The organism is Megamonas rupellensis DSM 19944 (genome assembly GCF_000378365.1).
Classification (GTDB): domain Bacteria; phylum Bacillota; class Negativicutes; order Selenomonadales; family Selenomonadaceae; genus Megamonas; species Megamonas funiformis.
The window spans coordinates 1-26,066 of the sequence record NZ_KB899591.1 but is presented as its reverse complement, the minus strand read 5'-3'; the positions used below and the strand labels follow the sequence as shown (position 1 = coordinate 26,066).

23 protein-coding genes, 1 riboswitch and 1 other annotated feature are annotated in these 26,066 nt (G+C 32.8%); of the genes, 2 read left to right on the top strand and 21 right to left on the bottom strand.

The genetic code is table 11. The annotated features are described in order from the left end of the window. Window positions 1-488: 488 nt before the first annotated feature. From coaE to F553_RS0108985, 4 genes are read right to left on the bottom strand one after another with little or no spacing between them, the layout of a single operon-like run. Window positions 489-1,082: a dephospho-CoA kinase gene (gene coaE, locus F553_RS0109000; protein ID WP_008539973.1), complete on the bottom strand. Its 594-nt coding sequence runs from the start codon at window positions 1,080-1,082 to the stop codon at window positions 489-491. Between the two features lie 26 nt (window positions 1,083-1,108). Then, window positions 1,109-1,939, bottom strand: coding sequence for a DNA-formamidopyrimidine glycosylase (gene mutM, locus F553_RS0108995; RefSeq protein ID WP_244263953.1), 831 nt, complete (start codon window positions 1,937-1,939; stop codon window positions 1,109-1,111). Between the two features lie 42 nt (window positions 1,940-1,981). Then, window positions 1,982-4,630 (bottom strand): DNA polymerase I, encoded by a 2,649-nt coding sequence (polA, locus tag F553_RS0108990; RefSeq protein WP_018999835.1) that lies wholly within the window; start codon window positions 4,628-4,630, stop codon window positions 1,982-1,984. A gap of 11 nt (window positions 4,631-4,641) precedes the next feature. Beyond that, on the bottom strand, window positions 4,642-5,838 hold the full coding sequence (locus F553_RS0108985) for a L,D-transpeptidase (RefSeq protein WP_018999834.1): 1,197 nt from the start codon (window positions 5,836-5,838) through the stop codon (window positions 4,642-4,644). Between the two features lie 178 nt (window positions 5,839-6,016). After that, window positions 6,017-6,114: riboswitch (THF riboswitch) on the top strand. A gap of 55 nt (window positions 6,115-6,169) precedes the next feature. On the opposite strand from F553_RS0108985, the gene F553_RS0108980 reads away from it, so the two are divergent. Next, the gene (locus F553_RS0108980; protein ID WP_008539967.1) at window positions 6,170-6,682 is read left to right on the top strand and encodes a folate family ECF transporter S component; all 513 of its coding nucleotides are present in this window, start codon (window positions 6,170-6,172) and stop codon (window positions 6,680-6,682) included. A 165-nt stretch (window positions 6,683-6,847) separates the two neighbouring features. Here the strand turns inward: F553_RS0108980 and F553_RS0108970 are convergent, their stop codons facing one another. From F553_RS0108970 to F553_RS0108905, 14 genes are all read right to left on the bottom strand, one after another. Further along, entirely contained in the window at window positions 6,848-7,618 is a 771-nt protein-coding gene (locus F553_RS0108970) for a 4Fe-4S binding protein (protein ID WP_018999833.1), read from the bottom strand. Between the two features lie 100 nt (window positions 7,619-7,718). Then, a complete protein-coding gene (locus tag F553_RS0108965; RefSeq protein WP_018999832.1) occupies window positions 7,719-8,093 on the bottom strand; it encodes a biotin/lipoyl-containing protein in 375 nt (124 codons plus the stop codon). 46 nt (window positions 8,094-8,139) lie between these two features. Continuing rightward, the gene (locus tag F553_RS12595) at window positions 8,140-8,286 is read right to left on the bottom strand and encodes a hypothetical protein (RefSeq protein ID WP_008539962.1); all 147 of its coding nucleotides are present in this window, start codon (window positions 8,284-8,286) and stop codon (window positions 8,140-8,142) included. 20 nt (window positions 8,287-8,306) lie between these two features. Then, entirely contained in the window at window positions 8,307-9,836 is a 1,530-nt protein-coding gene (gene mmdA / locus F553_RS0108955) for a methylmalonyl-CoA decarboxylase subunit alpha (protein WP_008539956.1), read from the bottom strand. A 50-nt stretch (window positions 9,837-9,886) separates the two neighbouring features. Beyond that, complete coding sequence (mce, locus tag F553_RS0108950) at window positions 9,887-10,309, bottom strand: methylmalonyl-CoA epimerase (RefSeq protein WP_018999831.1); 423 nt, start codon at window positions 10,307-10,309, stop codon at window positions 9,887-9,889. Window positions 10,310-10,345: 36 nt separating this feature from the next. Continuing rightward, a complete protein-coding gene (gene meaB / locus F553_RS0108945) occupies window positions 10,346-11,287 on the bottom strand; it encodes a methylmalonyl Co-A mutase-associated GTPase MeaB (protein ID WP_008539954.1) in 942 nt (313 codons plus the stop codon). A gap of 150 nt (window positions 11,288-11,437) precedes the next feature. Further along, window positions 11,438-11,827, bottom strand: coding sequence for a cobalamin B12-binding domain-containing protein (locus F553_RS0108940; RefSeq protein ID WP_018999830.1), 390 nt, complete (start codon window positions 11,825-11,827; stop codon window positions 11,438-11,440). 28 nt (window positions 11,828-11,855) lie between these two features. Beyond that, complete coding sequence (locus tag F553_RS0108935; RefSeq protein ID WP_018999829.1) at window positions 11,856-13,508, bottom strand: acyl-CoA mutase large subunit family protein; 1,653 nt, start codon at window positions 13,506-13,508, stop codon at window positions 11,856-11,858. 27 nt (window positions 13,509-13,535) lie between these two features. Further along, on the bottom strand, window positions 13,536-15,035 hold the full coding sequence (locus F553_RS0108930) for a succinyl-CoA:acetate CoA-transferase ScpC (RefSeq protein WP_018999828.1): 1,500 nt from the start codon (window positions 15,033-15,035) through the stop codon (window positions 13,536-13,538). Window positions 15,036-15,291: 256 nt separating this feature from the next. Further along, window positions 15,292-15,918, bottom strand: a complete 627-nt coding sequence (locus F553_RS0108925) for a redox-sensing transcriptional repressor Rex (protein WP_008539948.1) — start codon at window positions 15,916-15,918, stop codon at window positions 15,292-15,294. A 44-nt stretch (window positions 15,919-15,962) separates the two neighbouring features. Beyond that, entirely contained in the window at window positions 15,963-17,189 is a 1,227-nt protein-coding gene (locus F553_RS0108920) for an O-antigen ligase family protein (protein WP_008539947.1), read from the bottom strand. A gap of 44 nt (window positions 17,190-17,233) precedes the next feature. Then, window positions 17,234-18,526, bottom strand: a complete 1,293-nt coding sequence (locus tag F553_RS0108915) for a bifunctional folylpolyglutamate synthase/dihydrofolate synthase (RefSeq protein WP_018999827.1) — start codon at window positions 18,524-18,526, stop codon at window positions 17,234-17,236. Between the two features lie 31 nt (window positions 18,527-18,557). Further along, window positions 18,558-21,212 (bottom strand): valine--tRNA ligase, encoded by a 2,655-nt coding sequence (locus F553_RS0108910; protein ID WP_018999826.1) that lies wholly within the window; start codon window positions 21,210-21,212, stop codon window positions 18,558-18,560. Between the two features lie 91 nt (window positions 21,213-21,303). Beyond that, window positions 21,304-21,549 (bottom strand) — a binding site (T-box leader). An 89-nt stretch (window positions 21,550-21,638) separates the two neighbouring features. Then, window positions 21,639-21,905, bottom strand: a complete 267-nt coding sequence (locus tag F553_RS0108905; RefSeq protein WP_008539944.1) for an HPr family phosphocarrier protein — start codon at window positions 21,903-21,905, stop codon at window positions 21,639-21,641. A 146-nt stretch (window positions 21,906-22,051) separates the two neighbouring features. Here F553_RS0108905 and F553_RS0108900 point away from each other — a divergent pair, with 146 nt between their 5' ends. Further along, on the top strand, window positions 22,052-23,386 hold the full coding sequence (locus F553_RS0108900) for an MATE family efflux transporter (protein ID WP_018999825.1): 1,335 nt from the start codon (window positions 22,052-22,054) through the stop codon (window positions 23,384-23,386). Here F553_RS0108900 and F553_RS0108895 read toward each other — a convergent pair. From F553_RS0108895 to F553_RS0108885, 3 genes are all read right to left on the bottom strand, one after another. Continuing rightward, the gene (locus F553_RS0108895; protein ID WP_018999824.1) at window positions 23,367-24,911 is read right to left on the bottom strand and encodes a tetratricopeptide repeat protein; all 1,545 of its coding nucleotides are present in this window, start codon (window positions 24,909-24,911) and stop codon (window positions 23,367-23,369) included. The genes F553_RS0108900 and F553_RS0108895 overlap by 20 nt on opposite strands. A gap of 96 nt (window positions 24,912-25,007) precedes the next feature. Further along, window positions 25,008-25,571 carry a flavodoxin family protein gene (locus tag F553_RS0108890; protein WP_018999823.1) on the bottom strand — a complete coding sequence of 188 codons (564 nt, stop codon included), beginning with the start codon at window positions 25,569-25,571 and terminating at the stop codon, window positions 25,008-25,010. A gap of 133 nt (window positions 25,572-25,704) precedes the next feature. Continuing rightward, on the bottom strand, window positions 25,705-26,066 hold a 362-nt coding region (locus tag F553_RS0108885; RefSeq protein WP_018998639.1), incomplete at its 5' end, for an IS30 family transposase.

Here is a 26,066-nt window from a genome sequence, read left to right as displayed (position 1 = left end):
CTTTAGTCGTATTATGAGGTCTCGTTCATATAGAAACGCTACTTTCTATACAGTTCTCTTATGAACTTCCGTTACTTTCATAACGGCACAGACTATATCTTATCCCTCAGCTTTACCTGTTAGAGTCTGTCCACTTCCTCAGTCAATCGCTTACTGAGTACTTCCCTCAAGAGGAATAGTCGTTGAACGTTCTCCTATTTGGAGCTTCGCTGCTGATTATCCATTTTTCAGCACTTAGGATTTAACCTTATGCTATATATCTGATTTTTTCTGCTTTCGCCACATTCACGCTTAACCTTATTTCATGTTTACGTTGTAGTTCAAATATCTTTAGGAGTTTCCAGCAATTCAGACAGTATTGGATAGCTCTTTGTCTATCTCTACATACATATTTCTATATACGCTGACTATTTTGTTCGCCTAACTCATGATTAAAATCACAAGTGTGCGGTTCACAATAATCAAACTAGACATGAATTATCAACCCTTTATAATAATCTCTCATTCCATATTTTTTCTACTAATTGTAACGTAACTTCTGGAGCATTACTACTATCAATTACCACATCTGCACGTTTTGCTTTTTCTTCTAAAGACATCTGTGCATCTATTCTGCTTATTGCTTCTTCTTTAGTTAAGCCATCACGATTTTGAATGCGCTCTATTTGCAACTGTCTGCTGATTTTTACAACCCAAACTTCATCTGCAAATTTATCCCAATTAGCTTCATATAAAAGAGGTATATCTAAGATTACTACTTCTATACCATTTTGTCTACACTCATCTATTTGTTTTACAATTTCATCTCTAATCAACGGGTGCATTGTTGTATTCATCCATGTTTTTTCTTTTTCATCAGTGAATACAATCTGCCCAATGAGTCTACGATTTAAACTATTATCTGCATTTAAAACTTTATCACCAAAATGATTTACATACGCTTGCCAAATTGATTTTTTAGGCTCAGATAGTTGTCGAGCTATAGCATCACCATCAATGATAAAAGCTCCTTTTTGTTTTAAATAAGCACTAACCGTACTTTTTCCACAAGCTATACCACCAGTAAGACCTATAATCTTCATAAAAATCCTCCTTTCTAGCTTTAAATTTATTTATCATCATTTAATTTTTGACAATTAGGGCAAAAATAAGTACCTCTACCATTTAATACGATTTTAGTTATTAAATTATGGCAAAATCTACATTCTTTGCCTTTGCGATTATATACATATAATTTATCTTGATGACTTCCTTTTTCACCTAAACCATTGCGATAATCGCGAAAACTTGTACCGCCATCTCTTATACCTTCATTTATAACCAAGTTAATAGCTTGATGAAGTCTTTCTATTTCTTCATCACTTAAAGAATTTGCTTTGCGTTCTGGATGAATTTTACTGATGGCTAATGCTTCATCTACATATATATTGCCCAAACCTGCCACATTTTTTTGATTTAATAAAAATGGCTTTATTTTTGTTTTACTCTTATCTAGACAATCTTTTAAATACTCTATAGTAAAATTTGAAGATAATGGTTCTGCACCTAAAGTATATAGCCCTTTTAAGCGAGAGATTTCATCTGTAGTTATTAAATCCAAAGTTCCTAATCTGCGAATATCTGCATATATCAATTTAGTTTTATCTTCTAAATGATATATTACACAACTATATTTATCTATATCCTCATTTTCCTGTTTATATAATAGCTTTCCTGTCATTCGCAAATGAATGATATTTAATCTGCCATCATCTAAGGACATGATGATATATTTTCCTCTGCGTTTTAAAGATTTGATAATTCTATCTTGCAAAAGCTTTTTATATTCATCACTACTAGGAGATTTTATTACATCACCTTTTATGATTTCTACATCTACGATTTTTTTATTTTCGATAAAATCTTTAATTCCTACGACAATATTTTCTACTTCTGGCATTTCAGGCACAAAACCACCACCTTTTTATAATTAATTTACTTTTTATTTTGCTTCTGCCCAGTTTTTACCATAATTAATATCAATGATAAGTGGCACTTTTAAACTAGCTGTATTTTGCATAGCTGTTGTCAAAATTTCTGATACTTTTTCTATTTCTTCTTTTACAACTTCTAACACTAATTCATCGTGTACTTGCAATAAAATTCTACTTTTCAAATTAGCTTCTTTTATCGCTTCACTAGCTCTGTTCATCGCAATTTTTATGATGTCAGCTGCTGTTCCTTGGATTGGTGTATTCATAGCCATGCGTTCTGCTAATGCACGCTGATTAAAATTACTGCTCTTAATCGCTGGCAAATAACGGCGACGACCAAATAAAGTCGTAACAAAACCATCTTGATGTGCTTTTTCTACAATTTCATGCATGAAATTCTTCACGCCACTACATTCTTGTAAATAATTATCTATATATTCCCCAGCTTCTTTTGGCGAAATATGCAGATTTTTTGCCAAACCAAAAGCACTTATACCATAGATAATACCGAAATTTACAGCCTTTGCCTTACCTCTAAGTTCTGAAGTAACTTCATCTATAGGCACTTTAAATACTTGAGCTGCTGTCGCTGTATGAATATCTTGATTATGACAAAAAGCATCTATAAAATGTTTATCCTCTGACATATGAGCCATTATTCTAAGCTCAATCTGAGAATAGTCAGCAGATAAGATATAATCATAACCTTCGCCAGGCTCAAATAGACTGCGAATTTTTTTACCTTCCGCTGTGCGTACAGGAATATTTTGCAAATTCGGCTCAGAACTGCTGAGTCTTCCTGTTTCTGTTACAGTCTGATTGAAACTTGTATGAATTCTCTTAGTCTGTGGATTGATTAATGCTTTCAAGCCATCTAAATACGTAGTTTTTAATTTATTTAACATACGATAATCTAAAATCTTAGCGATAATAGGGTGAGCATATATTAAATTTTCTAGTACTTCCGCATTTGTAGAATATCCTGTCTTTGTCTTTTTCAAAGCTGGCAAGCCCAATTTATTGAATAAAATATCGCCTAATTGTTTTGGTGAATTAATATTAAATATTTCTCCAGCCAATTCATAAATATCTTGCTCTAAAGCTGTGATTTGTTTATACATCTGTTCATTCATATCATTGAGTTTTTGCTCATTAATATAAATACCTACAGTTTCCATATCACAAAGCATTTTAGCAAGTGGTAATTCTATCTGTTCATAAAGATTTACCATTTTTTCATCAGCTAATTTATCCGCCAAAACATTACTCAAATCAGCTAAATGTCTTGCACCGCAAATTAATTTTTCTTCTTCATTGAGATTTTCCCATGGAATTTCTTCTTCAATATCTGCCATTTGCCACAATACATTCATTTCATAGCTTCGTTTAGCAGGTTCTAAAAGATATGCCATAAGCAAAGTATCATAAATCTTACCTTTTAAATCTAAATTCAAATGATAAAACATTTTTACATCATAAACAAATTTAGTGATTGTTTTATCTTGCAATACTTCACTGAGTTTATCTATATCTTCTTTTGCTCTTATGATACCGAGACTATCTTTACAACAAATAGCCATCATATCAATGGATATATCCGGCACTTTTCCTTCAAATAAAACCATAAAGGAAACAGATTTTTCAGCTTTTATCTTTGATATTAAAGCATCAATTTTATCTTGCGTAAATTCCTCATAAACTGGCATAGTAGCTTCAAAATTCAAAGCCAATTCAGTATCATCATTTTGACTTACAACTTCTAATTTATCAGCTAAGACCTTTTTCATACGAGTCAAAACTGTTTTCAACTCATATTTTTGACAAAAATCATTTAGTTTTTGCAAATTAGGAGCCAATTCAAACTCTTGTGGTTTAAAATCCATATCTACTTCACAGCATATAGTAGCCAATTTATAAGATAATCTAGCTAATTCTTGATTTTCCTGTAATTTTTCTTTTAATTTTTTACCTGAAACATTATCTATATTATTCAAGAGATTTTCTAAATCTTGATATTGTGATAATAATTTCAAAGCTGTTTTCTCGCCAATTCCTGGCACACCTGGAATATTATCTGAGCTATCACCCATCAACGCTTTTATATCAATTAATTTTATCGGTTCAAGACCTGCATATTTTTCTTTAAATGCTTCTTCATCAAAAATCTGCATATCCATGATACCGCGTTTAGTGAGCATAACTTTTAAATTAGGACGAATTAATTGCAAAGCATCTTTATCACCTGTTACAATCAAGGCTTCATAATCTTGACTAGCTGCTTTTGTTGCCAAAGTACCGATGATATCATCTGCTTCATAATTATCTTTTTCAATAAAAGCAATACCCAGAGCTTCCAAAAATTCACGTAGTAACGGTATCTGTGATTTTAATTCATCTGGAGTTTTTTCTCTTTGTCCCTTATACTCTGCATACATTTGTGTACGAAAAGTTTGACGACTTTTATCAAAAGCCACAACTATATTATCTGGCTTATATTCTGTTAGGATTTTTCCCAACATATTAGAAAAACCCATAATAGCATTTGTATATATGCCACTTGAAGAAGTAAGTAATGGCAAAGCAAAAAACGCTCTATACATTAAACTACTACCATCTATAATAATAAATCTTTTCTTATTATCTTCTCTTCGTTCCACAATGACCTCCATTATTTTTTAACATCTGTATTTGCTTTTTCCTGTTTGTTTTTCTTATCTGTTACAGCTTTTTTATCGGATTGTGTATTATTATCTTGTTCAAGATTTTTATTATCGTTTTCCATTAAATTAATTTTTTCATCTGTTTGTTTTTTAGGAACAACAATTTCTTTATTTGTAGTATTAGCAGGGATATCTACTACATTTTTATCAGCAGTAATTTTATTTAAAGTTATTTCTGTAACATTTTTATTTAAGCTATAATCATAATCAAAAATATTTGCTATATCTGTCAAACGCATATAAGCTACATTACTATAAAGACTGATATCAGCTTCACCTTTTTGTGTTTTTACTAAATTATTATCCATAGTTATTGGCGTATTTAATGTAGTAGCCAAAGCTTTTACTGGTACATAAATTAAATTTTTATAATTAACTGCTTTATAATTAAGTTTTTTACCATTAAACATAATATTTACAGGTGCTGCTACATAATTTGGTTGACCATTGGATAATTCTATAGATTTAGCCACAGCTTCATCAGTTATAAAATCAGCTATACCATAACCTTTTAGACCTTGTTTTACAAAATCTACTGTTAAATTTTGCATATCATATCCATCTGGATAAATATAATAAGCTACTCTACCATCAAAAGTTTTATCAATAACTAAACGGTTGTACATAATTTGAACTTCTGTACCAACTTCAACTTTATCAAATACTTTTTCTACATCGGCTTCAACCATACGTACACAACCATTAGAAACATAATGACCTACAGAATCTGGTCTGTTTGTTCCATGTATACCATAATTGCCACCAATGCCAATCCAACGATAACCAAGTGGATTATCTTCACCGGAAGGAATAACTACGCTTACATCAGCAGGGTCTGTCCAAGTAGGATTTACAATTTTTTCTACAACTTTATAAAAACCAACTGGAGTTTTAGTTTCTATTTTACCTACGCCAACAGGATACATCTCTATACATTTATCATTATCATATAAACGCAATGAACGTGCTGGTATATTTATCAAAATCCAACGTTTTACAGTATTTACATTATTATTTACCTGTATATCCGTTGCCTTATCAGCTCCACCAATCTTATCTTGCGCTGTATTTTCAGCTTGTGCATATGCTACTGTATTAAATACAAACATCACGCCTAAAAGCAAAAATACGATAAATTTTTTCATTATGAATCACTATTCCTTTGCTCCAAAAAATTATATTATATCGTTTACATAATATCACATTTTATTCGTAGTATCTATTATCTAGCTAAAAATACTACCATCTTTATCTACTTATACTCATTAGAAATTTTTATATAGACAAGCCTTCTTTATAGTTTTATAATTGATAGTGCTATTCAGCAGAGTAGATATTTGTGCGTTAAGTGTCAAATAGACGGGGAGTTGCTATTTGAACGAAAAGTTTTTCTTGCGGTACAAATATCGCATCCCGCTGCTACATGAAGGAATATTCCTCCTATGTGGCAACGCAATATCAAGGAGGTTTAATCTCATGTACAACAACTCATCATTATCATCTATCGTTTATGGTGGTATTTTCATGGCTTTAACAATTTTATTTACTTATGTTTTTGCCATTCAAACCACTTTCATTCGCGTAGATTTTGCTTTTATTCCGATTTGTTTATATGCCATGCGTTTTGGCACGACAAAAACTATTATTATGTCAGCTCTTGCAGATATTATCGGTAGCAATCTTTTTATGCCAGGTTTATATTTTCCTGGATTTACTATAAGTGCTATTGCCTCTAGTTTTATTTATGGCAAATTTCTTTATAAAAAAACTATTACTTTAAAAAAATTATTGCTTATGAATTTAACTATTTTCTTATTTGTTGATTGTATTCTCAACAATATCTGGCTTACTTTAATGTATAAAGATGCTGCTACTTCTTTTTATATCATGCGTATCGTAAAATCAGTTCTTCTATTACCGATAAAAGCTGCCATTTTATATAATATTTATAAGCCTTTACGCTACTTTATCCTCAAATATAATAATTAAAATTTAATATATTTTATATTGGAGATTTTATTATGGGTGATTTATTTTTATTATTTCTAATCGTTGTAGTTTTTCTTTATACATTCTGGGACGATGTATTCACTGACACTAATCAATTTTAATGTAAAAATACTCTAGAGCTTATATTGCTCTAGAGTATTTTTTTTATAAATAAAATTGATTGTCTTTACGTTCACTACACAATGGAGTCAAATGAACACGTAAATTTTCCAATACTCTATTATCCACAAAACGACAATTTATCGGACAAACTTTTACACAACGTAAGCAAGAAATACATTTTTCACTATTACATTTATAAGTCTTACTATCAATAGCACCTGTAGGACATTCACTTGCACATTTACCACAGGCTACACAATTTTCTTTTACAAAATCTGGCGCCATTGGTGCTAATTTTACTTCTTTATAAGGTCTATTTCCTAGTATTTCATCTACTAATAAAACATCTTCTTGAAGTTTATTTTTTACCTTTTGCATAAAACTTATCAATTCAGCTTTATCTTTTCTATCTGGTCTACCCTTGCCAAAGTCACGAATTATTGAATGCTCTGTTACAACTGCTGAACCTGCTAAAATTCTAAAACCTTGTTCTTTAGCCATATCAAATAATTCTATTAAAGTATCTTCTTGTGCTCTATTTCCATAGGTTACAACTATTATAGCTAATGCGTTATTACCTTTAATTTTGCTAAAACGTTCTTTAAAAGTAATAGGCACTCTACCTGCATATGAAGGAACACCTAAAAATACTAAATCATTTTCAGCTAAAGATATATCATCTAGATTTGTATTTCTTGATGTTAAATTTATATTTTTATAATTAGGGCTTATTTGCTCACTCAAAAATTGCAATACGAATTTTGTTGTATCTGTTGGACTAAAAAACAGATTATAAACTTTATCAATATCCATAATAATCTCTCCATTTATAAATATAAAGATTATATACAAATACAAAAAGAACCCATTAGCTTAACTAATGGGCCCTTTCTTTGTAATTTATCGATTAATATTAACCGATAACAACCATAGTCTGACCAGGTTTTACGCTATCGCCAGCGTTAACTGCGAAAGATTTAACTGTACCAGCAGCTGGAGCTGTGATTTCGTTCTGCATTTTCATAGCTTCAAGAATTAAAAGAACATCGCCAGCATTAACAGCTTGACCTACGGAAGCTACTAATTTTACAATTTTACCAGGCATTGGAGCAGTAACAGTGTTGTCACCAGCAGCAGGTGCAGCAGCAGCAGCTGGAGCAGCTTTTGGTGCAGGTGCAGCAGCTGGAGCAGCTTTTGGTGCAGCAGCAGCAACTGGAGCAGCAGCTTTTACTTCTTCAATTTCAACTTCATAAGCGTTACCATTTACAGTGATGTTAAATTTTTTCACGACGTATTCCTCCAAGAATTATCTTTTTTATTTGATTGATGATTTATTAAACAGCATCGCGTCTGCCAGCCATAACCCATGCATCGCTACGTTTAATACGAACAGCCATAACTTTATGACCAACCATCATTTCTACAGCAGCAGTAATAGCAGCTACTATTTCTTCACTGATAGGAGCATTATTATTTGCCATCTTAAAACTCTCTCCTCTTATTATAATGGAACATTACCATGTTTTTTCGCAGGACGTGCTTCACGTTTGCTTGCAAGCATGTTCAATGCAGTGATAATACGAGGGCGGGATTCTTTAGGTTCAATTACCATATCAATGTAACCACGTTCAGCAGCTTTGTATGGTGTAGCGAATTCAGCTACATATTCAGCTGTTTTTGCTGCAACATCAGGGTCTTTTCTGAAGATGATGTTTGCTGCACCAGCAGGACCCATAACAGCAATTTCTGCTGTAGGCCAAGCCATAACTTGGTCAGCACCGAGTTCACGAGAGCACATAGCAAGGTAAGAACCACCATATGCTTTACGAGTGATAAGTGTAATTTTTGGTACTGTTGCTTCGCAATAAGCATAAAGCATTTTTGCACCATGACGAATGATACCGCCATATTCCTGATCTGTACCTGGTAAGAAGCCAGGAACGTCAACGAGGTTAACGATAGGAATATTAAATGCGTCACAGAAACGAATGAAACGTGCTGATTTATCAGAAGCATTAATATCAAGGCAACCTGCCATTACAGCTGGTTGGTTTGCAATGATACCAACGGAACGTCCATCAAAATGAGCAAAACATGTAATGATATTTGTAGCATAATGCTGATGAACTTCATAGAATTCACCATCATCTACTAAGGAACGAATAACATCTTTCATGTCATAAGGCATGTTAGCGTTATCTGGAATTACAGTGTTTAATTCTTCATCCATACGGGATGGATCATCATTTGTAGGTCTTTCTGGAGCATCATCCATATTGTTGCTTGGTAAGAAGCTTAATAAGTAACGAATTTGTTCGATACAATCATCTTCATTTTCAGCAGCAAAATGAGCAACACCAGAAGTAGTGTTATGAGTCATAGCACCACCGAGCTGTTCAGCTGTTACTTCTTCAGCAGTAACAGATTTGATAACAGCAGGACCAGTGATAAACATCTGGCTAGTATTTTTTACCATGTAGATAAAGTCAGTAAGAGCTGGAGAATATACTGCACCACCTGCGCATGGTCCCATGATTACAGAAATCTGTGGAACAACACCGGAAGCGTCTGTATTTCTCTGGAAAATTCCGCCGTAACCAGAAAGAGCGTCAACAGCTTCTTGAATACGAGCCCCACCAGAGTCATTGATACCAACGCATGGAGCACCCATTTTCAAGGACATTTCTTGTACTTTCCAGATTTTTTTAGCATGCATTTCACCAAGAGAACCACCTTCAACAGTGAAGTCTTGAGCGTAAGCATATACTAAACGTCCATCAACTGTACCATAACCTGTAATTACACCTTCAGCAGGTAAATCTTTCTTTTCCTGACCAAAGTTAGTGCAACGATGTTTTACAAACTGATCTAATTCTACAAATGTACCTTCATCAAAAAGTTTTTCAATACGTTCACGAGCAGTCATTTTACCTTTAGCATGTTGTTTTGCAACACGTTTAGGACCGCCTGCTTGTAAAATATGTTCCTTTTTGGCATTCATGAGGTCAATTCGTTCTTGAACTGTAGCCAAAGTTATACCTCCTTAATAAAATCTATATCTATTAAAAAATTTAATATAGATTATTTTGTTTCATCTAAACGCTGAGCAAGTTCAACTAAGATACCGCTAGCTTTTGGATGAACGAATGCAATGCTGGAATTGCCAGCGCCGTAACGAGGTTGTTCATCAATCATACGAACGCCTTTTTCTTTCATTTCAGCGATAGCTTCTTCAATGTTATCAACATTTAATGCAACGTGCTGAATACCAGAACGGCCACCATTTTTTGCAAGATATTTTGCAATTGGGCCATCTTCAGTTGTGGATTCTAAAAGTTCGAGTTCAACTTCACCGCATGGAACGAAGCTTACTTTTACTTTCTGATCTTCGATAACTTCATCTTCTTTAGTGATTTTAATACCTAAAACTTCTTCATAGAATTTTTTTGCTTCTTGAAGATTTGGTACAGCAATACCGATATGGTCAACTCTGTTGATTTTCATTGATAAAACCCTCCTGATATAAATATTATATCTAAATTATTTTTTTAACATATTGTCCATAATAGTATTAACTACTGTATATGGGTCATTCTGACGAGTTTCAATATCTTTTACATAAGCATCTAATTCGCCAGTTTCTACAATATGTTTTGTTATATAAGAACCAATAGATGCACTCAAGCGGTCCAATAACTCATTTTTAGCACGTTTATGACGTCTAATAGCTAATGTTCCACTTTCTACTAAATAATTTTGATGTTCAGTAATTGTATCTACTAATTCATTAATACCTTCGCCTCTACTAGCCATGACTTTTTTAACTGGAGGACGCCAATCTGGTGTTTCTCCATCAAGGTCTAGCATCATATTAAGCTCTGTATATAATTTATCTGCACCATCAAGATCTGCTTTATTGATAGTGAAGATATCACCAATTTCCAATATTCCTGCTTTTATAGCTTGGATATCATCACCAAGGCCTGGTACCATTACAACCATAGTAGTATCAGCCGCTTTAACGATATCAACCTCAGATTGTCCTACCCCTACAGTTTCTACAATAATTACATCTTTGCCAAAAGCATCCATAGCTTTTATTGCATCAGCTGTTTTATGAGATAAGCCGCCTAAGCTACCTCTTGTCCCCATACTACGGATAAAGACACCTTCATCGAGGGTTAAGCTGTTCATTCTTATACGGTCACCTAAGATAGCTCCGCCTGTGAATGGACTAGTTGGGTCAATAGCTATAATACCAACTGTTTTTCCCTGATTACGATAAGCTCTTGCGAGTCTATCGGTAAGAGTGGATTTACCTGCACCTGGTGGGCCAGTAATACCAAGGACAAAGGCATGCCCAGTATGTGGATACAGTTTTTTCATGATTTCTACTGCAGCATCTGTTTCATTTTCAATTGCTGTAATCGCACGAGTGAGAGCTAAACGATTTCCGTTTAACAATTCTTGAGCTATATCCATATAAGCACCACCTTTGATGTCAGCTCCTGTCCCTTACTAGCACAGAAGCCACACAATTATACTAAAAATCATCTTGTCTCCTTATAGAGACTAAGAAAGACAAGATGATTTTCTTCATATTATTTAATTTAACAAAATCAAATGTTTAAATTAATCTTTTTTTACGTTAGCTTTAATAAAGTCAATAACGTCTGTTGTTGGTGTACCAGGAGTAAATACTTCTGCAATACCTGCTTCTTTAAGAGCTGGGATATCGCCTTCTGGAATAACGCCACCACCGATGATTAATACATCTTTCATTCCTTTTTCTCTAACGAGATTTACAACTTTAGGGAAAAGATGTGGATGAGCACCAGAAAGGATACTCATAGCAACAACATCAACGTCTTCCTGTAAAGCTGCTTCTGCAATCTGTTCAGGAGTCTGACGAAGACCTGTATAAATTACTTCAAAGCCTGCATCGCGAAGAGCACGTGCTACAACTTTTGCTCCGCGGTCATGACCATCTAAACCTGGTTTTGCTACTAATACTCTAATCATTATATTTACCTCCAAATATCTTCACTTATTAAAGATTTACATGTGCTTCATATTCGCCGAATACTTTACGCATTACGCCACAGATTTCTCCGAGAGTTGCATATGTTTTAACGGCAGCGAGGATATGAGGCATAAGATTTTCGTTTTCATCTTTACAAGCAGCTTCTAAGTCAGCAAGAGCAGCTTCTACAGCAGCGTTGTCACGTTTAGCTTTCATAGCTTCAACTTTAGCTTTTTGTTTTTCACCAACGGAAGCATCAACTTTAAGAAGACCTTCAACTGGTTTTTCTTCCATCTGGAATTTGTTTACGCCGACAATTGTTCTAGCACCGGATTCAACATCCATCTGCCATTTGTAAGCACTATCCTGAATTTCTTTCTGGATATAACCTTTTTCAATTGCAGATACAGCACCGCCAATTTCGTCGATTTTTTTGATGTAATCCCAAGCTTCTTTTTCGATTCTGTTAGTCATAGCTTCAACATAGTAAGAACCAGCAAGTGGATCAATAACATCAGCTAAACCACTTTCGTAAGCAACGATTTGTTGTGTACGAAGAGCAATTGTAACAGATTCCTGAGTTGGAAGAGCAAGAGCTTCATCACGGGAGTTAGTATGAAGGGACTGAGTACCACCCATAACAGCAGCTGCAGTCTGTAAAGCAACACGAATGATGTTGTTGTTAGGCTGTTGAGCTGTAAGCATAGAACCAGCAGTCTGAGTATGGAAACGAAGTTTCATGGATTTGTCTTTTTTAGCATGGAATCTTTCTTTCATAACTTTAGCCCAGATACGACGGGAAGCACGGAATTTAGCAACTTCTTCAAGTACGTTGTTATGAGCATTCCAGAAGAAGGAAAGACGACCAGCGAAAGCATCAACGTCAAGACCAGCTTTGATTGCTGCTTCAACATAAGCAATACCATCAGCAATAGTAAATGCGATTTCCTGAGCAGCAGTAGAACCAGCTTCACGAATATGGTAACCAGAAATGGAGATTGTATTCCATTTTGGTACATATTTAGAGCAATATTCAAAGATATTAGTGATAAGACGCATAGATGGACGTGGTGGGAAGATATATGTTCCACGAGCAGCATATTCTTTAAGAATATCGTTCTGGATTGTACCTTTTAATTGATCTGCAGGTACACCTTGTTTTTCAGCAACTGCAATGTACATAGCTAAAAGTACAGATGCTGGAGCGTTGATTGTCATAGAAGTGGAAACTTTACCAAGATCGATTTGATCGAAAAGAATTTCCATATCTGCTAAGGAGTCAATAGCAACACCAACTTTACCAACTTCACCTTCAGAGATGTCATCAGTGGAGTCATAACCGATCTGAGTTGGAAGGTCAAATGCACAAGAAAGTCCAGTAGCACCGGATTCGATTAAATAACGATAACGTTTGTTGGATTCTTCAGCAGTGGAGAAACCAGCATACATACGCATTGTCCAGAAACGACCACGATACATAGTAGGTTGAACACCACGAGTGTAAGGATATACACCTGGGAAGCTGATTTCATCAGCATAATCAGTTCCTTCAATATCAAGTGGAGTATATAAACGTTGTTCTGGAAGATGTGGACGTTCTGGGAATTTTGCTATTGCTTTTTCAACATCAGCATTATACTCAGCTAATTCAGCTTGGATTTTTTCATTTTCATTGCTCATAATTAAAAATTCCTCCTAAAAAGGTTATTATTTCATTGAACCTGTTTCCATGAATTTTTCATGCCAGGACAAAGCTTCTTTAATAATATGTGGAGTTTGTGCATGTTTTGTTGCAGCTTCTGCTCTTTCCAAATAATCCATTAACATAGGTTTATAATCTGGATGAGCACATTTGTTAATAACTTCACGAGCTCTTTCGCGTGGAGCAAGACCTCTTAAGTCAGCTAAGCCTTGTTCTGTAACGATGATATCTACATCATGTTCTGTATGGTCAACATGAGAGCACATAGGAACGATAGAAGAGATAAGACCGTTTTTAGCAGTAGATGCTGTAAAGAAGCAAGTAAGGTAAGCGTTTCTAGCGAAGTCACCAGAACCACCAATACCATTCATCATTTTTGTACCCATGATATGAGTGGAGTTTACATTACCATAAATATCGCATTCAATAGCTGTATTCATAGCAATAACACCAATTCTTCTTACAACTTCTGGGCTATTGGAGATTTCCTGTGGACGAAGTAAAAGATGTTTTCTATATTCTTTGATATTTTCATAGAAACGTTTTAATCCGTCTGGGGATGGAGATAATGCTGTACCAGATGCGAAGTTTAATTTACCAGCATCGATTAAGTCAAACATACCATCTTGGATAACTTCTGTATATACAGACAAGTCTTTCAAATCAGAATCAACAAAACCGCTGATTACTGCATTTGCTACATTACCTACACCAGATTGTAAAGGTAAGAGATTTTTAGGCATATGACCTTTTTTAACTTCATTTTGAAGAAGTTCAATGATATATTCAGACATTTTGTGATCTGCTTCACTAATTTCGCCAAATGGACGAGTTTTATCTGTAATATCACAAGGAACAATGCATTTAATTTTATCTGGAGTGCAAGGTATGTAAGGTGTACCAATACGGTCGTTAGCCTTAACAATAGGAATTGGAAGACGATGTGGTGGATCAAGTGGTACATAAACGTCATGCATACCTTCAAGTTCTAATGGCTGACTAGTATTTACTTCAACTATAACCATATCTGCTTGTTGAACATAAGAAGCAGTATTACCCATAGATGTTGTTGGGATAATATTACCTTCTTCAGTAATAGCACAAGCTTCTACGATAGCAACATCTAATTTGCCATAGAAACCATAACGTAATAATTGAGCTGATTCACTAAGATGTAAATCACTATAAGAAACTTCACCAGAGTTTATTAAATTTCTTAATAATTTGTTAGTTTGGTATGGCATACGTTTGTCAATACCCTTAACTTCACAAAGTGCACCATCAAGTTCTGGTCCTACAGAAGCACCTGTATATAAATTAATTTTAAATGGGTGTTCTTTCATGCGTTCAGCAAGAGCCAAAGACACAGCTTTAGGATAACCAGATGGTGTAAATCCACTAGTTCCCACATTCATGCCTGGTTTAATTAACTCAGCAGCTTCCTGTGCACTGACAATTTTCGCATGCAAGGATTTATTACGCACACGATCTAAAATGTCAATCATTAAAAATTCTCCTCCTTACCAAAATATATTGTTGCATTATTATGTCGTGTTCCATTATATCATTGTCTAATACGATAATCAAAGATTATTGTATCATTTATGAAATAAATTTTTTTATTTATAATTTTTCAATAAAAAATAAATAAAAATTATAAAAAATCAACACTCCATCTTTTAATAAATAATAACGCATATCACTAACAAAAGCATACCACTACTAGGGAAAAGCGTCAAGTTTTACTATAGGAAAAGAAAGCTATTTTCCTGTAATATAATACGACAATCTACTAAGTCCCACAGATAAATCTTCATTAACAATTTTCACATCTTCAGGGACTCTCATTTTTACAGGAGCAAAGTTCCATATTCCTTTTATATTTGCTTTAACTAATTTATCAGCGACCTGTTGTGCAAATTGAGCAGGTACTGCAATAACCCCAATATCTATCTTCAGATTTTTAGCGCAACTTTGCAATTCATCAATGCTTTTTACTTTTACATGATTTACTGTCTTTCCAATAATATTGGGGTCATTATCAAATAATGCTACTAGATTAAAACCTAAAGCAATAAAATTTTGATAATTAGCCAAAGCCACACCTAAGTGACCAATCCCTACGATTGCAATATTCCAATGATTATCAAGCCCTAAAATCTTGCCTACATTAAATTTAAGTTCATTGACATAATAGCCAACTCCCTTTTTACCAAACTGACCAAATAAAGCTAAATCTTTTCTAATTTGCTCCGGTGTTAATTCTAATCGACGACCTAATTCATCTGATGAGATGATATCCATGCCATCATCTTGAGCCAATCTCAAAGTTCTATAATATAGTGGTAATCTATCAATAGTTGCTTTAGAAATAGTTTGTTCTTTCACTGCATTCACTCCTTTAAGGCTTGAGTTTAAATAATATTATTAATTTAATTTTTATATCCAGAAACTACAATTCCTGAAAATAGCCATACAAGCATAGATAATTCTGTATTAAACATTACATAATCTGTAAAACCATTTAATGCCAATGCAGATAAACCTAAGCCTATGCCTAAAAACATAGCTTTAACCAATATATCTAATTTCATAACCTGTGCTTTAAAGGCTTTGTAAATTACACCAAAGAAACAAACCATATAACTTGCAAAACCAAATAAACCAATTTCAGCCATAAAATTCAAATACATATTATGTGCATGTACAATTTTTATAAAATTCCCCTGCATATAATAATCATAATTAGGATAAACCATAAAATATGAACCCCAACCTATGCCCAATAATGGGTGGTCTAAAATCATTGCTATAGTACTTTCCCAAAAAGCAAGACGCATTTCTGAAGATGTATCCATTTTCGTAAAAATAGATGTCATTCTATCCACTAAAGTTGCATCTGAAAGCAATAAGATGACAGCTAATCCTATCAATGCTAATAATACTTTTCGATTATATAAAATACTGTAGACAAAGATTACTAAGGCAATACTTAGACAAGCCCCTCTAGCATATGTCAAGGTCAAACAAAAGGCTGTTAAACAAAATAAAACTGCGATTACAATGCGAACAATTTTATGTTTTATCAATAAAAACATTCCAGCCATCAAGCCTAACATCAAATCAAAGTAGCCACCTAATAAATTAGGATTTTGCCATGTGGAAAATACTCTCGTTTTTAATCCAGGAAACATTGCTCCATCAGTCCATACTATTTGCTCAGAAGTTAGTCCTATACCTAAAAATGCTTGCATAAAACCATATATTACAACAATAAATAAAGATAAACTTATACAGCTTAAAAATACTTTTAATTGTCCTATATTTTTTAAATCTATACTTTGCACAACTAAGTAATATGTAAGTACATATCGACCAACTAAATTATAGCAATTGTAAAAACTAAATGCTGAATCTGGTGATACTAAAACGGATAAAAAAGATATAATCACAAAAATCATAATAGGAAAATCAAGTATTGTACGTTTCCATTCAAAAAATCCCTTAAATGATTTATAGGCAAAAACACCCCAGCCAGCTACTAACAATAGACTTGATACAACATAGGAAAAAGGTAACATTGTTGCCATAGCTATAACAATGTAAAACATCAATCGTTTACAATCATTATTCAATCTATTTTTTTTAAATATATCCACCTATACACCTACTACTCTAAAAGCTAAAAATACCTTTACTAAAATCATGCTTCATTGACTAAAATATTTCTCAGTTCACCTGTCAAATATAAAGAACCTGTTATACATAAAACTTTATCTTTACCTGCCCACTGACGAGCTAAAGTTAAAGCTTCTTGCATATTATTAAAAGTCTCTACACGATGATTTGATATCTTACTTGCAATATATTCAGGAGAAGCTTTTCTTTCTGAATTTGGAGTAGTTATAACGATTTCATCATCATCACGCAATAAATCAATAAGCATAGTATCTATGTCTTTATCTTTTAATATACCTAAAAGAATAACTCTTTTTTCATTTGGATAATATTTATCTAAATTTTGACGAAGTATCATCATACCTGCTGGATTATGAGCGCCATCTACTATGCAAATCTGTCCATCAAAATTAAATACTTCAAAACGTGCTGGCCATTTTGCTAACGACAAACCAGCAATAATATTTTCTCTAGTAATACGCTCATCATTATTGCCTAAGATGCTAGCTGTCATAATAGCTAAAGAGCTATTTTCTATCTGATGATCGCCTAGTAATTTTAATTTATAATTAAAATTAACTCCTAATAATTCAGAGCTAAATTTCAATTCTTGATACTGTCCATCAAAATTCACAAACATAGCTGAAAAATCATTATTTGCTATGAAAATATCAGCATTTTTTTCTTCAGCTGTTTGATTGATTATATCTAATGGTATATCTTTTGCTGCTGTAACCACAGGTACACCATCTTTTATGATACCAGCTTTATGCTTTGCTATACCTTCTAATGTTCCTCCACATAAATGAGCATGTTCAAATGCTACATTTGTGATAACACTAATTTCTGGTTTTACTACATTAGTTGAATCTAATAATCCACCTAATCCAACTTCAATGACAGCATATTCTACTTTATTAATCGCAAAATACAAAAATGCCGCTGCTGTAATAACTTCGAATTGAGTTGGTGACTCTTCACCATCTTCAACCATTTTATCTACAAAGACTTTAACAGCACTAATACAATCAGCAAAATCTTCTTCACTTATTGGCTTACCATCAATTTGAATACGTTCTGTATATGATACTAAATGAGGTGAAATATACAGACCTGTTTTAATATTAGATGTTGTTAAAATACTAGATAACATAGAACTTGTTGAACCTTTTCCATTAGTTCCTGTTATGTGTATAGTTTTATATCTTGTTTGTGGATTGTCTAAATAAGTTACCAATTGTTTAATGCGACCTAGACCAAGCTTAGTACCAAAGGTACTAAGCTCATCTAGATATTCTAGCGATTCTAGATAATTCATTTTATTACGCCTTTCATAAAAAAATCTAAAATTAAAGAGTTGCTAAATATGCCAAACGTTGTTTTACTGCTTCACGTTTTTCTTCATAACCTTTTAATTTTTCTTTTTCTTTCTCTACAATATCAGCAGGTGCTTTGGCAATAAAGCCTGCGTTAGAAAGTTTTTTATCAAGACGTGATACTTCTTTATCTAATGTAGCTAATTCTTTATTTAAACGAGCAGTTTCTTTTTCTACATCAATTAAACCTGCTAAAGGTAAATAAATTTCTACACCATTTACTACTGCTGTCATTGCATTTTCTGGTTTTGCATCATCTTTTGCTAAAATAGTTACATTTTTAGCAGAAGCTAATGTTTCTAAATATCCACTGTTTTTAGCAAATACATCTGTTAAGCTTTCATCACTTAAATGAAGAATTACTTCTGTTTTTTTGCTTGGTGCTGCATTTACTTCAGCTCTCATATTACGGATAGCTTTGATTGTTTCCATGATAGTAGTCATTTCTACTTCGCTTGCATCATCAAGTTTTGTTTCTTCACCTGTTGGCCAATCAGCCACCATGATGCTCTTACCTTCATGTGGAATGTGTTGCCAAATTTCTTCTGTAATAAATGGCATAAATGGATGTAATAAGCGAAGTGTATGTTCAAGTACATAACCTAAAACATATTGAGCTACTTTACGTGGACGAACATTTTCTTTATCGTAAAGACGAGCTTTGCTAAGTTCAATATACCAATCACAGAATTCATTCCAAATGAAGTCATATAAAGAACGACCTGCTTCACCTAATTCAAATTTTTCTAGGTTTTCAGTAATGCTGATAGCAGTTTTAGCATAACGGCTTAAAATCCATTTATCAGCTAAAGTATAGTCGCTAGCTTCTGGAACAAAAGTTTTATCAAAACCTTCAAGATTCATGAGCATGAAACGAGAAGCATTCCATAATTTATTAGCGAAATTACGAGCAGATTCTACACGTTCCCAATAAAAACGCATATCATTACCAGGTGTATTACCTGTGATGAGCATAAAGCGAAGTGTATCTGCACCATATTTTTCAATTACTTCAACAGGATCAATACCATTACCTAAGGATTTACTCATTTTACGACCTTGACTATCACGTACAAGACCATGAATAAATACATGTTTAAATGGAATATCTTTACCGAACTCTAAGCCCATCATTACCATACGAGCTACCCAGAAGAAGATAATGTCATATCCTGTAACAAGTACACTTGTTGGATAGAATTGTTTTAATTCTGCTGTTTGTTCTGGCCAACCCATAGTTTCAAATGGCCAAAGACCAGAGCTAAACCATGTATCAAGTACATCTTCATCTTGATGAATATGTTTGCTACCACAATGAGGACAAACTGTTACATCTTCATTTTCTACGATAGTTGCACCGCAATCATCACAATACCATGCTGGAATACGATGACCCCACCAGAGCTGACGAGAAATACACCAATCGCGTATATTATCTAACCAATTGCAATAGATTTTAGAAAATCTTTCTGGAACAAATTTAATTTTGCCAGATTTTACAGCTTCAGCTGCAGGTTTTGCTAAAGATTCCATTTTTACAAACCACTGTTTAGATACAAGTGGTTCTACAGTTGTAGAACAACGAGAGCAATGACCTACTGCATGTTCATGTTCTTCAATGCTGATTAAATAGCCTTGTTGTTTTAAATCTTCGATTAATTGTTTACGGCATTCATAACGATCAAGACCAGCATATTTACCAGTATTTTCTGCCATTGTACCATCATTGTTAATTACTACAATCTGTTCTAAATTATGGCGAGCACCCATATCAAAGTCATTAGGGTCATGAGCTGGTGTTACTTTTACTGCACCAGTACCAAATTGTGGGTCTACATAACTATCAGCAAAAAGTGGTATACGACGACCAACGATTGGTAAAATCAAAGTTTTACCTACTAAATCGCTATAGCGTTCATCATCAGGGTGAACAGCTACGCCAGTATCACCAAACATAGTTTCAGGACGAGTTGTAGCGATTTCTACAAATCTATCTTCGCCTTCAACTTGATATTTTAAATGATATAAATGACCTTGTTCATTTTGATGTTCTACTTCAATATCGCTAAGTGCTGTATTGCAGTGTGGGCACCAGTTAGTTATGCGTTTACCTTGATAAATTAAACCTTTTTTATATAATTGTACAAATACTTCACGAACGGCATGAGAGCAACCTTCGTCCATAGTGAAACGTTCTCTATCCCAATCACAAGAAGAACCAAGTGTACGAATTTGATATTTTATGCGATTACCATATTTTTCTTTCCATGCCCAAGCATGTTCTAAGAATTTTTCTCTACCAATATCATAACGAGATACACCTTGTTCACGAAGTTGTGCATCTACTTTTGCTTGAGTTGCTATACCTGCATGGTCAGTACCAGGCATCCATAAAGTGTTGTATCCTTGCATTCTTCTAAAACGAATTAAAATATCTTGCAAAGTATTATCCATAGCATGTCCCATATGAAGCTGACCTGTTACATTTGGTGGTGGCATTACAATGCTAAATGGTTTTTTAGTTTCATCTACTTCTGCATGGAATAATTTATTTTCTTCCCAATATTGATACCATTTTTTTTCAAAAGATTGCGGGTCATAAACCTTTGGAATATTTGTTTCTTCCATCAAAAAAATACCTCCTATTTTTCACACAAAAACTAAAGTTATTCAATTAAATCAGGCAAAAATTACACAAAAAAATCTCTTTCATTCCTCATAAAAGGACGAAAGAGATATCTTCGCGGTACCACCTAATTTTTCTTATCTAAATTTATAAATTAACTACATAAAATTCAGATAAAACTTCATTACATAACGCTGTATCTGCGCTCATACTTAATATTATTTCGGTATGAGGACTCCAAAGCTACTTTCTAGATACTGGGTTGGAAAATTTTTCAGCTATAAATTTTCTCTCTGCACAACTCAATTATATCTATACTCTCTTTTTCATTGTCTTTTACAAAACATTAAATTGTATAAGATATATTAGCATAATTTCAGAGCGAAGACAACTCTTAACTTCTTAATATATTTGTGTTATAAATATTATTATTGATGCTCACCAAAACGATTATTTACAAGTTCACTCAAAGCTTTAATAGCTTCTTGTTCATCATCACCTTCAGCAGTTATAAGCACTTGTGTACCACAAGATAATCCTAAATTGATTATAGGAATGATATTTTTTCCATCAGCAGTAATACCTTTTGCTGTATATGTGATTTTAGACGTATATCTGCGTCCCATTTGAGCAAGCATTGCTGCTGGTCGTGCATGAACTCCTGATTTATTAATAATCGTAACTAAAGCCTCCATTAGTTTTCCTCTTTTCTTTTGAATTATTTTTTCATTATTCTAAGTATTAGTATAAATTAATCAATTAATTAGTTATATTTATTATATAAATATTTTCTAACTTATGCAATATATTTTCTTTATAGTCTAAGCGAGGTGCTTTTATTATGAAATATGATTTAACAACAGGGTCTGTTTCGATGACTATGTTAAAATTTTCACTGCCTATGATTTTAGGCAATCTTATGCAACAGTTATATAATATCTCCGATACTTTAATTGTTGGTCATTTTATTGGCACAGATGCCTTAGCTGCTGTTGGTGCAAGCTATGCCTTAATCATTTTTTTAACCTCAGTATTATTAGGTCTTTGTATGGGTAGCGGAGCTTTATTTTCAATATTTTATGGTGAAAAAGATTATTTTAAATTAAAATCTAGTATTTTTATCTCTTTCATCTTAATATTAATACTTACAATAATAATAAATATTTTTATTTTTATCTACATTGATGAAATCATTTATTTTATGCAAGTTCCTAGCGAAATTTTCGATTTGACTTATACATATCTTTATATTATTTTCATCGGATTTAGTTTTTCTTTTGTTTATAATTATTTCACTTGTATACTTCGTGCTATTGGCAATTCAAAAACACCACTTATCTTTTTAGCCAGTTCTGCCCTTTTCAATATTATTCTTTCTATTATTTTAGTTGTTAATTTTCAAATGGGTGTGGCAGGCTCTGCACTCGGTACAGTAATAGCTCAAGGTTTTTGTGCCTTAGGTCTAACAATCTACACTATAAAAAAATGCCCTGAATTAATTCCGCAAAAAGAACATTGCAAATTTGATTTAGCCATGATAAAAGATATTTCTAATTCTTCATTATTAACATCTACACAACAATCTGTAATGAATTTTGGAATTTTACTCGTGCAAAATCTTGTAAATAGCTTTGGTGCAACAGTAATGGCAGCCTTTACCGTTGCTGTAAAAATAGACTCACTAGCTTATATGCCTGCACAAGATTTTGGCAATGCTTTTTCTACTTTCATTGGGCAAAACTACGGTGCTAAAAAAACAGATAGAATTCAACAAGGCATTAAATCTGCTATAAAAATCTCATTTCTATTTTGTTTAATTATATCTGTTGGCGTCTTTATCTTTGCTCGCCCTCTAATGACTATTTTCATTGATAGTTCTGAAACGGAAATTATCAATATCGGTGTGGATTATCTCCGCATAGAAGGTAGCTTCTATTTTGGCATTGGCATTTTATTTTTATTATATGGATTTTATCGTGCTATTAACTTCCCTAGCATGTCTGTAATCTTAACCATTATTTCATTAGGCACACGTGTAGGACTTGCCTATTACCTTGCTAGCATACCTTCTATCGGAGTAATCGGTATTTGGTGGTCTATCCCTATCGGCTGGGCGTTAGCAGATATTTTTGGCATCGTCTATTATAAGCGAAAAATTAAACAACTCCATTTTTAACTTCTGCTAATTCTATGACTTCCTCTACCTTTGATTTAGCATTCATTGAAAATACTTCTATGACATGTTTTACTAAATTCACTGCTATATCTTTATCAACTGTATCAAAATAAAAGTCGATTTCATACAGATTTTTCTTTTCATTTCTTCTATAGCCCCAATCATTTAAAAAGCCCACTACATTAATTTCTAAAGCTTTTTGTACCATTTCATAAAGGAAATATATCGGCGCTTCATTTTCTTCTTTCCATAAATTTTGTTCATTATCTTCTATAGTGATTTTCATTAATAAAGTCTTTTTCGTGAATTCTCGCCATGAAATATAACCTAATTTTTCATATCGTCCTACGAAAATATCTAAGTATAATTTATAATCATCAATTGAACAATTTTCATATTTTTTGATATCTCCCTTATCGCCAACTAAACCATAATGTTTAACGATTTTATCATCTTCAAACCAACATTCCACATAAGAAAATTGTTCATCTCTTTTATATAATGTCAAAGCTAAATTTTCTACTTCTTTGTCATTTTTTAAATGTTCATTATGATTTTCTTGAACTTTTTTATTACTATCTTTAGCCAAAACTAAAGATAATTTTTTCTTTTTATTATAATAAGTTAATTTTATTTGATAATCTCTATCTATCTCTATTTCCTGTAATTTATATTCAACATCATATTTATCATAAGTCAATAAATTATCTTTTATGTCGGTATACTCTTTAATTAACCAATCCATATTTATCTTTGACAACATTGCTCTATTCATGGTAAAAACAATTTTTACTGTTATATCATCTAACTTTACCATACAAGTACAATAAGGATTATTTTCTTGCCATTTATTGCCCTTTAAAAATTCTTTTACCTTCTGCAAAGACTCCTCATGACAAATTACTCCATCTACAGCTTGCATTTTCTCTTTTAAATGCTGTTTATACATTTGTCGATTTTTAAAAAATGCGTCATCTTCTGGTTTTATATAATGACATAGCATTTCTTCTAAGCTACAATTTGCTTTTATTTCCTCTTGTAAAACTTTAAATTCATAATCATCTGGCACAAGAGATAAGCCCTTTTCTATGGAAACCATTGCTTTTTCTTTTTCGCCAAAATGATATTGTAATTTTGCTAAATTCAACCAACCCCATGGATAATCAGCTTCTTCTTGTACACCTTTTTGTGCATAGCTATATGCTTTTTCCAAATCACTGCAATAAGTCAAAGCCACTGAATAACGATAATACCATGCGCCTGAGCCTTTAGCATTTTTTTCTGAATAAGGCATCCAATTTATCACTTTGTAATAATATTCATATATATCAATATTATTGCCTGCATATGCATACCATAAAGCAATATTTAAATCTTCCTTTGCTTCTTCCAAAGTAAACAATTTTTGCTCTATACCTTTTTTAACAAAATCTTCTAAATAATAAAAAATCTTGTAAAAGTATCCATCAGCCCAAGACTCTAATATATCAATATCCTCTTTAGTCAATAATGATTTTTTCCCCATGTTTACACCTTCTTTATCGGCTACTATATTTATATTTTACCACAAAAAAAGAGTTATAACGAAATAAAAAATCGTTATAACTCTGTTTACTCTATTTTAACGAATGAAATTTGTCATTATTTTTGCTTCTGTTTCTGGAATTTGTATACCATTATTTTTACCTGCTTCAATGCATTTTAAAAGCCATGCCATATTATTACCTAAAACACGCATAATTTGCATACCTTCTGCATCTTTTTTCACTTCATCTGGTGTATTGCCATGTACTACATTCCAATAATTCGCAGAAACTACTGGCATTTGATGATAAGTAAAATATTTAGCAAGTACATCTAAAGTTGCAGTTGTACCAGCACGTCTAGCGGAAGCGATAGCTGCTGCTGGTTTGTGTAATAAATCTTTACCTGCTAAACTAGATAATCTATCCATAAAAGAAATGATTTCTCCAGATGGAGATGCCCAATATACAGGAGAGCCTACTACTAAACCATCTGCAGTTTTTACTTTTTCTGCAACACTTTTAATAATTTCTGTTTCTGGTACTGCATGAATTATTTCTGCTTGAATACCTTGTTTTTCTAAAGTTTGTGCTATTTCACTAAGAGCTGTATATGTACAACCTTTTTCGCGTCTACTACCATTTAATAATAAAACTTTCATTGAAATTCAACCTTTCTTACTAGAAATAAATCCTATCTAAATTATATGCTTATAATCAAAAATAATCAATAATACCTCAAAAATGCGATTTCATTTATTAAATTAATATAACTTTATAATTTATGATGAATTGTCAATCCAAGTGCGACACTTCTTTTAAAAATAAATTAAATGGATTATCCCAATTTAAACATTTTCTTGGTCTATTATTTAATAGTATTAATTTTTCTATTAAATCATCATTAGATATTTTCCCTAAATCTGTTTTCTTTGGATAATATTCTCTTAATAACCCATTTGAATTTTCGTTACTACCTCTTTGCCATGCTGCATAAGCATCTGCAAAATATACTTTTATATTTAATTTTTCTACTTCTTTATAACATGCAAATTCTTTTCCTCTATCTGTTGTAAATGTTTTTAATGCCTTTTTTGGTAGTACTTTCACTAATTTTTTTATTGCTTTTAGCATTGATGGAGCTGTTCTATCTTTTA